This is a genomic window from Ochrobactrum soli (assembly GCF_003664555.1).
GTDB classification, from domain to species: Bacteria; Pseudomonadota; Alphaproteobacteria; order Rhizobiales; family Rhizobiaceae; genus Brucella; species Brucella teleogrylli.
In genome coordinates this window covers 100,275-113,097 of sequence record NZ_RCHH01000009.1, presented here as the reverse complement: position 1 = coordinate 113,097, position 12,823 = coordinate 100,275, and the positions used below count along the sequence as shown (strand labels likewise).

Genomic DNA, 12,823 nt, shown 5'->3' with positions numbered 1-12,823 from the left:
TTATTTCTCCATGCCCGGCAAGGCAATGCCGCTGCGCGCGGCCAAAATCTTGGCAACGGCGGCATCGTCTTCGAGGCCGAAACCGGCCTCGGATGCTTGCTTGAACAAGGCCAGCGCGGCTTCGCTAAGCGGCGTGGAGCCGCCTGCATCAGACGCTTCGCCAGCCACAATCCCCATATCCTTGACGAAAATATTGACCGCAGAACGCGGCGTATAATCACCATCAACGATATGCGGCCCGCGATTTTCGAACATCCAGGACGAACCAGCAGAAACGCGGATGACATCAAATACCGTCTGCAAGTCGAGACCCACTTTGGCGGCGAGCGTCAGCGCTTCAGCGGCAGCGGCGATGTGAACACCTGCCAGCAACTGATTGATCATCTTGACTTTTGAGCCAAGGCCGAACTCTTCCCCAAGCCGGAACACTTTGGCCGCAACGGCGTCCAGAGCCGGGGCGGCTTTCGCGAAAGCTGCATCCGCGCCGGAACCCATGACCGTTATTTCGCCGGTCAGCGCCTTTTGAAAACCGCCAGAAACCGGTGCATCGATAACCGCCATTCCCGCAGCTTCAAGCTTGGCAGCGATCTCGACCGTCACGCTTGGCGCCATTGTCACGCATAGAAGAAATACCGTGCCGGGCGCGGCGGTCTGCACCGCTCCTTTTGGGCCAAACAGCACTTCCATGGCCTGATCGGAATTGACCACGAAGACAAAGACAACATCACTTGTGCCCGCATCGGCAGGTGCGGAAAAAGCCTCGCCGCCCTCTTCCGTGAACCGCTTCAGCACTTCGTCACGAATATCCACGCCCTTGACGTGAAAGCCCGCGCGCAGCAGGGACAGGGCTGCGCCCCACCCCATCGAGCCAAGACCAATCACGGTTGCCGTTTTGCCCGGCGCCATGCGAACCTCCCTTTATTTCAGTTGCCTTGCCGATCAGGCCTTCTCAAGTTCATCCTCGATATGGATACGGATGATTTCATCGAAGGATTTGTCACCGACAAAACCAAGAGCGATGGCGCGGCTCGCATCGAAGTCCTGCGCCCAACCGGCGACGATGCCTTCAATCAGCGGGTCGGACTCCCGGCGGATAAGCGCCACGGCCTTGTCGCCAGCGACACGGCGCAATGCTTCAATTTGTTCTCCAACGGTGGCAGACAAACCCGGCATATTGAGGATGCAACGATGCCCGACTTTAGCCAGATCGATAGTCGCGGCATGAAGCAGGAAGCCAACCGCCCGGCGCGGGCTCACATGCCAATGGCGTACCGATTCATCGACCGGCAGGATCGCTTCCTGTCCGACCAGCGGTTCGCGCAGAATATTGGAGAAGAAGCCCGATGCCGCCTTGTTTGGCTTGCCGGGACGAATGCAGACGGTGGGCAGGCGAATGCCGATCCCATCCAGAAAGCCTTTGCGGGCATAGTCTGCCAGCAGCAGTTCGCCGATTGCCTTTTGCGCGCCATAGCTGGTGCGCGGCGTCAGGAAAAACTCGTCGTCGATCTTTTCCGGGAATGGCGCGCCGAACACGGCAATGGACGAGGTGAAAACAACACGCGGTTTGTAGGGCGCCTTTTCGCCTTCCTTGCGGATCGCCTCGAGCAGATAGCGCGTACCGTCGAGATTGATCGCATAGCCTTTGTCGAAATCGAGTTCCGCTTCACCGGAAACGATGGCCGCCAGGTGAAAGATAAGGTCCGGTCGCTTGGCAATCAGCGCGCGTGTGACGGCTGGATCGGAAATATCCCCGGCGCTCGCATGGACCGTACCAGTAAAGCCCTCCGGCGGGGTCGGCGCAGCCACATCCACCAGCGTCAACTGCTCGACGGGCTTTCCGTCAATGCCGCCATCACGGGCGATTGCTTCGGAAAGCTTGCGGCCAACCATTCCTGCTGCGCCGATAATCAAAACATGCATGCGATTTCGCCTTTCCCATTCACGGATGCTGACCGCATCCAACTCCCTCAGCCGCGCTTGTCGCGCACCTTGGCAAGCAAGTTCTTGGTTGAAACATAAATGCGTTCTTCATGCGCGGCGAAGGCCGCCATCGCCGCCTCGCGGTCGCGCTTTTCAAGCGCTTGCAAGATCGCCTGATGGTCGGAAAAACTGCCATCAATTGCGCCCGGCTGCGCAACGGCGCGGCGGCGATGCTCCAGCATATAGGTGTAAAGATCGGTAACGATGTCGGCGAGCAGCGGGTTTCCGCATTCACGATAGATCGTGACGTGAAACTCGCGGTCGCAGATCAGGAAACGAACCGGATCATTCAGGCAATCAATCTGCGCCTTGAGCGAGCGACGCAATATATCCAGCGCTTCGTCGGAAATGCGCTCGGCGGCATCGCCGACGATCTGCTGCTCGACCAGCAGTCTCGCCGCATGCACGGCATGGACATCGTAAAGATCGACATTGAGCCTTGATGTTATGCCGACCGCCATGCCGGTAAGATCGGCTTTGGCGACGCGCGTGCGCGATCCGTGCGAAACTTCCAGCACACCGCGCGCCGCAAGCGTCTGGATGGCGCTGCGCACCGTCTGGCGACTGACCGAAAGCGCTGCGGACAATTCGCGTTCGCCCGGCAGCTCATCGCCCACCGCCAGCAAACCGGACGCAATAAGCGCTGCGATCTTGTCGGCGATCACATCCTTGATGGTACGCCGCTCCAGGTTTCGCCCCAGGCCCGTGTTCTTATCGAGCAGAAGATTATGTGCGACGATCAACGCTGCTCCCACTGACCCACTGGTCTTTCCACTAGTCCAGTTGGAATTTATCGATATCGCAATGGCTGTCAAGGGCGGGCACGGGTTCGCGCCGCGATCAATTCAGATCGCAGCGTTTTTCATATCGTGTTTTTGGGAGATCGCTTAGAGCCTGAACCAAAAAGCAGCATGTGTGCGTGAAAATGGTGATTTTCGCGTACCGGAGCGGAGCGTACTTAAGGTACGTGAGCACCGGAACGTAGAAAATTGCCATTTGCAGCCGCACAGGGCGACTTTTGGAACAGGCTCTTACACCGCGTCCAGAATCCGCTTTTGCAGGTCAATCGCGCGGGCATCGGCAAGTTTGCGGCGCGGGCGCTCCAGATCAATGTCGATATCGAGCGCAATCGACCCCTCGCGTAAAACGATGACCCGATCAGCGAGTGCGACAGCTTCGGCCACATCGTGGGTGATCAGGACCGTCGTAAAGCCACGCTTCGTCCAGATGCGTTCCAGAAGACGGTGCATCTCGATACGCGTCAACGCATCGAGCGCGCCAAAGGGCTCGTCCAAAAGCAGGATTTTCGGATCGCTGACCAGCGCCCTCGCCAACGCCACACGCTGCCGCTGGCCGCCGGACAGGACGGAAGGCCAGTCATTGCCGCGCCCTTCAAGCCCCACATCCGACAGGACGGAGAGTGCGGCCTCGCGCCAGTTTTCGCCACGCGCTATGCCGACATTGTCGGTCACGCGCTGCCACGGCACCAGCCGTGCTTCCTGAAACAGCAGACGCACCGATGGGCTGATGCCAGTCAGCGCTTCTCCACCCACCGTAACGCGCCCGCCATCGGGCAGGTCGAGCCCCGAAATCAGGCGCAGAAGCGTGGACTTGCCACCGCCAGAGCGCCCGACAACGGCCAGAAACTGCCCGGACGGCACCTCCAGGTTGAAGTGCCGCAGAACCTTGAGGCTACCGAAGGTACGGTCGACACGGGAAAGCGAAATGGGCAATCCACCATCCACTTCCGCACCGCGAGCGGTCGTTGCGACATCATATGTGTCCTGAACCGCAGCCATCAGTTTTTGCCTTTCTCCGGCTGATAGGCCGGATGCCAGACAAGCACACGCTTTTCGATGAGACGGGTTGCCGTGTCGGCCACTTTGCCGAGAAGCGCATAGATGATGATGCCGAGCAACACCACATCGGTCATCAGAAACTCACGCGCATTCATGGTCATATAGCCAATGCCGCTGGTGGCCGAAATGGTCTCGGCAACGATCAGCGTCAGCCACATGAAGCCCAGAGCATAGCGCAGGCCGACAAGGATCGACGGCAGAGCACCCGGCAAGATAATGCGCTGGATCAGCGCCTTCCGATCCAACCCATAGACATGCGCCATCTCGATCAATTGGGGATCGATGGTGCGCACGCCGTAAAACGTGTTGATATAGATCGGAAAGAAAACGCCGATGGAAACGAGAAAAATCTTGGCGGTTTCATCAATCCCGAACCACAGGATGACGAGCGGAATAAGCGCCAGATGCGGGATGTTGCGCAGCATTTGCAAGGTGCTGTCGAGCAGCGTTTCGGCTGGTTTCCAGAGACCGTTGACGATCCCGGCGACAAAACCCAAGCCACCACCGATGACGAGACCGATCAAGGCGCGCTGTGTGGAAATATAGGTATGATAGATCAGCGTTCCGTCCAGCAGCGACTTCCAGAATGCCGCCGCCACCGTGCTGGGAGCCGGCATCAATCGCGCCGTGATCAGGCCGGTACGCGCGGCGATCTCCCAGACGATCAAAAGAACAATCGGCAGCGCCCATGGTGCAAGCAGTTTGCCGAGCGATTTGAAACGCGGGACATTGCCTGTGCTGCTCTTACCGGCAAAGCCGGAAATGCCCGAAATGCTTGAATCCGCCATCAAGCCGCTCCCTTGCGCGTCACCTCGGCAATGGAAATTTCCTTGGGAATGAGGCCGAGTTTGAAGAAGGTGTCTGCAATTTCCTGCTGCTGGGCGATGACCGCTGCATCGAGCGGCTTGACGCCATAGGACTGACGCTCAACGGCACGGACAAGAACATTTTCCGGAATGCCGACCGAAGGCGCAAGTTCTGCCGCGACCGTCGCCGTATTGTCCTTGATCCATGTATCGATCTCGGCAATCGCATCGATAACGATATCGATGGCTTGCGGGTTCGCATCCACAAAGGGCTTTGCGCCAAGATAGAACTGATGGTTGGGCACAAGCCCTTCGCCGTTGCGCAACTCGCGCGCTTCAATGGCGATTTCCGCTGCGGCCTGAAAAGGATCCCAGATCACCCAGGCATCGACTGCGCCACGCTCAAAAGCGGCGCGCGCATCGGCAGGTGGCAGGAAGGTGGTTTTGATGTCGGTATAGGCAAGGCCTGCATCTTCAAGCGCCTTGACCAGAAGGTAGTGAACATTCGAACCTTTGTTGAGCGCGACGTTCTTGCCCTTCAGCTCTGCAACCGTCTTGATGGGGCTGTCCTTCGGCACCAGAATGGCCTCGCCGGTCGGCGCCGGAGGCTCATGCGCAATATAGACAAGCGGCGCACCGGCTGCCTGCGCGAAGATCGGCGGCGTTTCGCCGGTGGTGCCAAAATCAACCGCGCCGACATTCAGCGCTTCGAGAAGCTGTGGCCCTGCCGGAAACTCGGTCCAGCGCACGTCAAAGCCGATCTTCTGCAACTTCTCTTCGAGAATGCCGCGCGCCTTGAGCAGAACCAGCGTGCCGTATTTCTGGTAACCGATGCGCAGCACGTTTTCCTGCGCGAAAGCAGGCACACTGCCGATCAATGGTAATGCAGCCGAACCGGCGAGAAGTCCTGCAAATTTACGTCTTGTAATGCGCATCAATACTGCTCCTGAAACACCGGCTTCTTCTTGTTCTTATGTTAGAGACAAATAAGCGCAGCCACAGAAACGAACGTCTAACCTCACGGGGTTCAGGGGAAATTCTTTACTTCTCGAACGCTATCGCCGCGCAAGACAGTGCACGACATATTGTAAAGCCTGCTGCCTCAATCGCGCCCCGCCCAGGGCACCAGCACGGATTCAAGCTTGCGCAACGACAGTTCAAACGCAAAAGCGATCAGCGCAATGACGATAATGCCCATGATCACCACATCGGTCACAAGGAACTGCGCGGCCGACTGGATCATGAAACCAAGGCCTCTGGTCGCTGCAACCAGTTCCGCGGCTACCAGCGTGGTCCAGCCTGCGCCCAGCGCAATGCGCACCCCGGTAAAGATCGAGGGCAGCGTATGCGGCAGCACAACGAAACGCACCAGTTGCCGACGACTTGCATCGAAGGCGCGCGCAGCATTCAAACGCTCCTGCGAAACGCTGCGCACGCCGGATGCCGTGGAAAGCGCAATCGGCGCCAGCATCGCCAAAAAGATGACCAGCACTTTCGACGTTTCGCCGATGCCGAACCAGATCACCACCAGCGGCAGATAAGCAAGCGGCGGGATCGGGCGCAGAAATTCCAGAATGGGGTCGAGAATACCCCGCCCGACGGGACTAAGGCCAATGGCAAGGCCGACCGGCACGGCAATGACGATCGAAACGACCAGCGCCGCAAAAACGCGGGCAAGACTCGCGATCAGATGCTGCGCCAGCGTCGCATCGACGAAACCGTTTTGCGCCACGCTGAAAAACTTGGCCAGAACCTGTGCGGGCGACGGCAAAAAGACCGGCGAGACCAGTTTCAGGCTTGCCGCCAACCACCAGACAAGGATGAGAGCAACAATCGTCGCCGCGCTGATCGCACGCGTGCCGGAAAATAACGACAGCCATGGCCGTGAACCCAGCCGGGGCAGATCAGTGGAACTCTCCGATTTGCTTTGCGCAATATCGTCATAGCTGCGCGTTTCTGTCGAAACACTCATGCGGCTTCTCCTTCGAATATGGCATCCGCCAGTTCGCCCCGCGCTTGCAGGAACGCCGGGTCCGTCTTGATGGACCGCACTGGCTCGCCCGCCAGATAACGCCTGCCGAAATTCACATCGAACACCCGCTCGATCCGCCCCGGATGCGGCAGCATCACGACAATTCTGGTTGCGAGCAGCAATGCTTCCTCAATGCCATGCGTGACCATCAGGACGCCCGCCGCGCTCTTGCCCCATATGTCGAGCAACAGCGTCTGCATGCGTTCACGCGTCAGCGCGTCGAGTGCGCCCAGCGGCTCGTCCATCAATAGAAAATCCGGCTTTGAGGCCAGCGCCCGCGCCAGTCCGACACGCTGGCGCATGCCGCCCGACAATTCCCAGATCGCCTTGTCGCCCGCGCCTTCCAACCGGACCTGCGCCAGCAATTCATCGGCGATGCGGCGTCGCTCGCTCTGGGGAATGGCTTTCAGTCGCAAGGCAAAGGCGACATTGTCGCGCGTGTTGAACCATGGAAACAGCGCATCGTGTTGGAACACCACCGCCCGCCCTTGTCCTGCACCTTGCAGACGAACACCGTTTCGCGTCACCGCGCCGCTTTGCGGCTGCAACAATCCGGCAGCGACATTGAGCAACGACGTTTTTCCGCAACCTGAACGCCCGGTGAGTACAACGAATTCGCCCGCCGAGAGGTCAAGCGATACATTGTTGAGCGCCGGTGTCGCAGTGCCGCCATAGTGCACGCTGATCTGACTGAGTTTGAGCTGGCTCATATGCCCTACCTGTTACCGCAAATGCCCCTGCCCGCCGGAATGGTCGGCGGACAGGGGTTTGTTCGATCTGAAACGCTCAGGATCAGTTGCTGGCGAGCGCGTCCGTCACGAATTTCGTGGTGACGTAAGGCGCATAATCCGGCAGCGCGTTGTCGATCTTGCCCTGCTCCTTCAGGAAGGCGGAAGTGTCCGCAATCGCCTTCACGGTTGCGCCGCCCAGATAGTCGGCAGAGGCCTGATCCTTCAGCGACGGATAGACATAGCCTTTCAGGAGCGCTGGAATTTCTTCCTGCTTGGCGCCGGTCAGGCGGGCAATCTTTTCCGCCTGCGGTGATTTGGCATCCCAGGCTTCCGGCTTGGAATTATAGGCATCATAGGCCTTGCCGGTTACCTTCACGAAATCCCGTACCGCTGCCGGATGCTCGCTGGCGAAATCCTTGCGGACGATCCATGCGTCAAAGGTTGGCGCACCCCATTCGGCAACCTTGGCCGAATCCAGAATGACTTTGCCCTTGGTCTTGATCTGGCCCAATGCCGGGTCCCAGACATAAGCGGCGTCAATGTCGCCGCGTTCGAAAGCGGCGGCAATTTCCGGCGGACGCAGATTGAGGATTTCCACCGACTTGCTGTCCATGCCCTCATGCTTGAGCGCGGCCAGCAGGCTGTAATGCGTGGTCGAGACAAACGGCACGGCAACCTTCTTGCCTGCGAGGTCCTTGACGGAGGCGGCATCCCGCGCGACCAGCGCCTCGGATTCACCGATCAGCCCCACGACGAAAAACGTCTCAATCGGCAGTTCGCGGCTGGCGGCAGCAGCCAGCGGGCTGGAGCCGACATAGCCGATGTCGATATCGCCGGAAGCCACAGCCGCAATCACATCCGCGCCTGAATCGAACTTGCGCCAATTGATGTCGGCATTGGCCGCCTTTTCATATTCGCCATCGGCCTGCGCAACCTTCGACGGCTCAACCACCGTTTGATAACCGATATTGATTTTTACATCAGCGGCGGAGCTTGCGCTTGCAGCCACCACCCCAATAACAGCCGTGGAAGCGGCCAGAAAAATACGTCTTGTAAGTATTGTCATCCTACGCCCTCGTTCAAGCTGTCGATTACCCCGAAAGCGCCAGCCTGTGCCCCGGCCTCAAGCGCTTCCAATACCAACAATGATCGAGCAACGCGCGGCGGTTGTAGAGGAACGGGATACCAATTTTACGTGCAAAGGAAAAATATTCGCACCACCGGCAACGTCGGGATATGCACCCAAAAGAGGACTATCCGTCCGCGCGGCAGAAGCTACATTGCTGTTATAGGACATTGACGCTTGTGCTACTTTGTGGAAGGTAATTTTGATGCAGCATGCAGCGAATATCGGGCGCCATCATGTATGATTATTGTCTCGTTGGTGGCGGTATTGTCGGCCTTGCCACGGCGCTTACCATTGTCAGGAGAGAGCCTTCAGCCCGCATTCTGGTGCTGGAAAAGGAAAACGCCGTTGCGATGCATCAGACCGGCCATAATAGCGGTGTGATCCATGCGGGCATCTATTATCAGCCCGGCAGCTTCAAGGCAGAGCTTTGCCGCGCTGGCGAACGCATGACGAAGCAGTTTTGTGACGAGAACAACATAGCCTATCGCGTTCCGGGCAAGCTTGTCGTGGCGACCAACGATGTGGAAGTGCAGCGCCTTGCTGCCCTTGAAACCAATGCCGCCGCAAACGGCATCACCTGCCGCCGTCTCAATGGCGGTGAATTACGCGAATTCGAACCCGCTGTGACCGGACTTGCCGCTTTGTTGGTCGAGCAAAGCGGTATTGTTGATTATCGCGCGGTCTGCCGCGCCATGGCCGATCTCATTCGCGCCGCGGGCGGCGATATCGTATTCAATATCAGTGTCGATCGCATTGAAGAACGGGCGGATAACGCGCGCGTTCATGCGGGCGACAAGGTTTGGGAAAGCAGGCAGGTTATCGCCTGCGCCGGTCTGCAGGCCGACCGCCTTGCCCGCCGGTCGGGCGTCGATATCGATTTCCAGATCGTGCCGTTTCGCGGCGAATACTATGCCTTACGGCCCGAATTGAACAAACTCGTTGAACGCATGATCTATCCGGTGCCCGATCCTTCAATGCCGTTTCTCGGCATACATCTGACGCCAATGATCGATGGCAGCCTGACCGTCGGTCCCAATGCCGTTTTGGGTCTTTCCCGCGAGGGTTATCCCAAATTCTCGGCGAGTCTGCGTGACATGGCGACTTATGCCGCATTTCCGGGCTTCTGGAAGGTGATTACTGCCCATCTTTCGTCCGGGTTCGAAGAAATGAAGGATAGCCTCCTCAAGACGAGCTATCTGGAAAAATGCCGGAAATATTGCCCTTCCCTGCAGGAAAGCGACCTGCGTCCTTATCGTGCGGGGATAAGGGCGCAAGCCGTTTCGCGAGACGGCAAGCTCATTCACGACTTCAAATTCCACCAGACCAAACGTGTGCTGCATGTGTGCAATGCACCGTCCCCAGCTGCAACATCGGCCATACCGATCGGAAATCTGATCTTTCAACGCTTGCAAACAGGCAATTGAACAGGCGTTTTTCTCCATCATAAAATGAAAACCCGCATCATCGCTGATGCGGGTTTTGTTTGTCCCTTGAAGGCGTTTTCAGATCAACTGCGACCGAGCGAGGCCGCGACCTCATCCAGCGACTTCTTCGTTGCCGCAACAACATCATCGACCTGCGCAGGCGTGATGATCATCGGCGGACAGAAGGCAATTGCGTCGCCCATATTGCGGGTGATGACCCCATTGCCGAACATCGCAGCATTGGCAAGACCGCCCAGCGCGCCAACCTTCTCATGCGGTGCCTTGGTGGCCTTGTCGCCAACCAGCTCAAGTGCCGCAATGAGACCAACGCCTCGCACTTCGCCGACCAGCGGATGATCGGCCAGTTCGCGCAGGCGCTTTTGCATATAGGCACCCGTTTCACGCGCATTGGTCACCAGATCACGCTCTTCGATAATCTTGAGATTCTCAACCGCAACGGCGGCTGCGACCGGATGGCCCGATCCCGTATAGCCGTGACCGAACACGCCAAGACGCGCGCTTTCATCGGCCACCGGCTGATAGACGCGGTCGTTGAACATGAAAGCCGAGATCGGCAGATAAGACGACGAAATCTGCTTCGACAGCGTCATGATATCCGGCTTCATGTTGAAGGTCTGCGAACCGAACATGTTGCCGGTACGACCAAAACCGCAGATCACTTCGTCGGCGATCAGCAGAATATCGTATTTCTGCAGCACGGCCTGAATCTTTTCCCAATAACCTTCCGGTGGCACGACAACGCCCCCTGCGCCCATCACCGGCTCGCCGATGAAAGCTGCAACCGTTTCCGGTCCTTCCGCGAGGATCATGTCCTCCAATTCCTTGGCAAGACGCGTGGTGAATTCATCCACCGTCTCGCCCGGCAGCGCATCGCGGTAATAATGCGGACACGTCGTGTGCAGGAAGCCTGGCAGGGGCAGATTGAACGAGTTGTGATTGACCGGCAGGCCGGTGGCGCTGGCCGAAGCAATCGTCACACCATGATAACCGCGCTTGCGACCGATAATCTTGGTGCGCTGCGGCTGGCCCATGGCATTAGCGCGGAACCACAACATCTTGATAATCGTGTCGTTGGCTTCGGAGCCGGAATTGGTGAAATAAACCTTGCTCATCGGCACCGGCGCAATGCTGATCAGCTTTTCAGCCAGTTCGATAACCGGCGGATGCGAGCGATGCGTGAAAGTATGCGAATAAGGCAACTTCAGCATCTGCTTATGCGCTGCATCGGCCAGACGCTTTTCCGAAAAGCCGACGCCGACGCTCCAAAGCCCAGCCATCGCCTCAATGTAGCGCTTGCCGTTATTGTCTTCGACGTAGATGCCATCGCCCTTTTCAATCACCACCGGGCCGATTTCTTCATGACGGCGCGCATTGGTGTTTGAATGGAAATGATAAGCGATATCGCGAGCTTCAACGGAATTGGGCTGTCTGGTCATTCGAATTCCCCTTTTAAATCCGATCAGAGCAGCTTTCACGTCACTCATCTATAGCCGCTTCAACGGCAATATTATCCTGCCAGCGCCCGAGATGCGGAAAACCACTTGTCGTTAGGATCGAAGCTATAAACAAATAATCTTTGGCGCAACGAGAACGAAAACCGTTTTCGAGAAAATCTGGACCGCCGAGGAATAATGCAGTCACTCGCCAGCTTCTTCCATCTGCGGACGCTTCTTCTTCCGCGATGACAGAACCGAATCGCTCTGCCGGATCACAAGGTCAGCGCCCACAAGCACCTTGACCGCAGGCTGTTTGTCAGCCGCATTGATCAGATCGTCCAGTATCGACACGGCCAGATTGCCGATCTTGCGCTTGGAGACATCCACCGTCGTCAGCATCGGCTCCATGGTGGCGCTCTGCGGCAGATTGTCGAAGCCGATCACCGAAACATCTTCCGGTATGCGCACGCCGCTTTCCTTCAGGGCCCGGATGAAGCCATAGGCAATAATGTCATTGGTGCAGAAATAGCATTCGGCAAGCTCATGCCCCGATTGCAGCAATTCGCGCGTGTCGCGATAAGCGCCTTCATAGGTCGATTCGACCGACAGGATATCCTCGGGCTGAACCTTGAGGTTCAACCGCTGCATGTTCTTTACATAGGCTTCACGACGCAACCGGAAGTTCATCGTCTCGGTGGGGCTCGCAACAAAGCCTATGCGGGAGAAGCCGGACTGCTTGAAATGCGACAGCACCTTGAAGACGGCGTCTTCATTGTTCATGTCGACAAAATTGGCCTCAACGACATCGTAAAACGTATCGATGAAGACCGTGGGCAGGCCCATGCCCTGTATCATGTGGATATCAACCGCCGACAATTCGGTGCCGAGCGCGATGACACCGCGAACCGGCGCACCCGCCAGCGACTCGGCCACGGCGCTGACCGGCTGCCCCTCGAAGCTCGCCACCTCCAGCGTGTAATTGCGGCGGGACGCTTCCGACGACATGCCGTCGATATAGTCCGAAACGAATACGCTGTGATCGCGATTGACCGTGCCGCCGTGCTTGGAAATTTTAAGGAAGCGAATCGTCTCGCCCGGCCCTGTGGTGCCGTTGCTGGTCTTGGCCACACGCGGCACGTAATTCAGCCGCGACACGGCTTCAAGAACACGCGTGCGGGTCTCGCCAGAGATTTCTCCCTTGCCGTTGAGCACAAGCGAAACCGTGGCGGGGGAAACACCCGCATTCTCGGCAATATCTCTGATCGTAAAAGATTTCTTCTTTTTCATACGCTCCGCACGGCTGCCGTCATCAGCACGTCATTCCCCTCTTGGACCCATTCGGCCCCACCGCCCGCTCAGGCAAAGCCAGAAAGGATGGGCTGGAATCCTCTTCAATGCGCATCTT

Annotated in this window: 13 protein-coding genes; 1 reads left to right on the top strand and 12 read right to left on the bottom strand. The window is 57.8% G+C overall.

Translation table 11 applies throughout. The annotated features are described in order from the left end of the window. The 9 genes from ltnD to tauA all read right to left on the bottom strand — a co-directional run bounded on the left by ltnD (position 1) and on the right by tauA (position 8,474). Entirely contained in the window at positions 1-906 is a 906-nt protein-coding gene (gene ltnD / locus D8666_RS16215) for an L-threonate dehydrogenase (RefSeq protein WP_121538765.1), read from the bottom strand. Between the two features lie 33 nt (positions 907-939). Then, a complete protein-coding gene (denD, locus tag D8666_RS16210) occupies positions 940-1,920 on the bottom strand; it encodes a D-erythronate dehydrogenase (RefSeq protein WP_121538763.1) in 981 nt (326 codons plus the stop codon). 47 nt (positions 1,921-1,967) lie between these two features. Further along, positions 1,968-2,723, bottom strand: a complete 756-nt coding sequence (locus D8666_RS16205) for a FadR/GntR family transcriptional regulator (protein WP_121538761.1) — start codon at positions 2,721-2,723, stop codon at positions 1,968-1,970. A gap of 288 nt (positions 2,724-3,011) precedes the next feature. Further along, the gene (locus tag D8666_RS16200) at positions 3,012-3,779 is read right to left on the bottom strand and encodes an ABC transporter ATP-binding protein (RefSeq protein WP_109367638.1); all 768 of its coding nucleotides are present in this window, start codon (positions 3,777-3,779) and stop codon (positions 3,012-3,014) included. Beyond that, entirely contained in the window at positions 3,779-4,627 is an 849-nt protein-coding gene (locus D8666_RS16195) for an ABC transporter permease subunit (protein WP_121538759.1), read from the bottom strand. The genes D8666_RS16200 and D8666_RS16195 overlap by 1 nt, the downstream gene beginning before the upstream one ends. Then, a complete protein-coding gene (locus tag D8666_RS16190) occupies positions 4,627-5,580 on the bottom strand; it encodes a sulfonate ABC transporter substrate-binding protein (RefSeq protein WP_121538758.1) in 954 nt (317 codons plus the stop codon). Before D8666_RS16190 ends, D8666_RS16195 begins: the two co-directional genes overlap by 1 nt. Positions 5,581-5,747: 167 nt before the next feature. Beyond that, positions 5,748-6,617: a taurine ABC transporter permease TauC gene (gene tauC, locus D8666_RS16185; RefSeq protein WP_121538756.1), complete on the bottom strand. Its 870-nt coding sequence runs from the start codon at positions 6,615-6,617 to the stop codon at positions 5,748-5,750. Further along, positions 6,614-7,387 carry a taurine ABC transporter ATP-binding protein gene (locus tag D8666_RS16180; protein WP_109367642.1) on the bottom strand — a complete coding sequence of 258 codons (774 nt, stop codon included), beginning with the start codon at positions 7,385-7,387 and terminating at the stop codon, positions 6,614-6,616. The genes tauC and D8666_RS16180 overlap by 4 nt, the downstream gene beginning before the upstream one ends. Before the next feature lie 82 nt (positions 7,388-7,469). Continuing rightward, entirely contained in the window at positions 7,470-8,474 is a 1,005-nt protein-coding gene (gene tauA, locus D8666_RS16175) for a taurine ABC transporter substrate-binding protein (protein ID WP_109367643.1), read from the bottom strand. Between the two features lie 296 nt (positions 8,475-8,770). Here tauA and lhgD point away from each other — a divergent pair, with 296 nt between their 5' ends. Continuing rightward, entirely contained in the window at positions 8,771-9,961 is a 1,191-nt protein-coding gene (gene lhgD / locus D8666_RS16170) for an L-2-hydroxyglutarate dehydrogenase (protein WP_209445991.1), read from the top strand. 83 nt (positions 9,962-10,044) lie between these two features. Here the strand turns inward: lhgD and D8666_RS16165 are convergent, their stop codons facing one another. The 3 genes from D8666_RS16165 to D8666_RS16160 are packed head-to-tail and all read right to left on the bottom strand — an operon-like array spanning position 10,045 to position 12,705. Then, on the bottom strand, positions 10,045-11,418 hold the full coding sequence (locus D8666_RS16165; protein WP_109367644.1) for an aspartate aminotransferase family protein: 1,374 nt from the start codon (positions 11,416-11,418) through the stop codon (positions 10,045-10,047). 40 nt (positions 11,419-11,458) lie between these two features. Continuing rightward, on the bottom strand, positions 11,459-11,623 hold the full coding sequence (locus tag D8666_RS24260; RefSeq protein ID WP_167836100.1) for a hypothetical protein: 165 nt from the start codon (positions 11,621-11,623) through the stop codon (positions 11,459-11,461). Next, entirely contained in the window at positions 11,620-12,705 is a 1,086-nt protein-coding gene (locus D8666_RS16160; RefSeq protein ID WP_109367645.1) for a LacI family DNA-binding transcriptional regulator, read from the bottom strand. The genes D8666_RS24260 and D8666_RS16160 overlap by 4 nt, the downstream gene beginning before the upstream one ends. Positions 12,706-12,823: the final 118 nt, after the last annotated feature.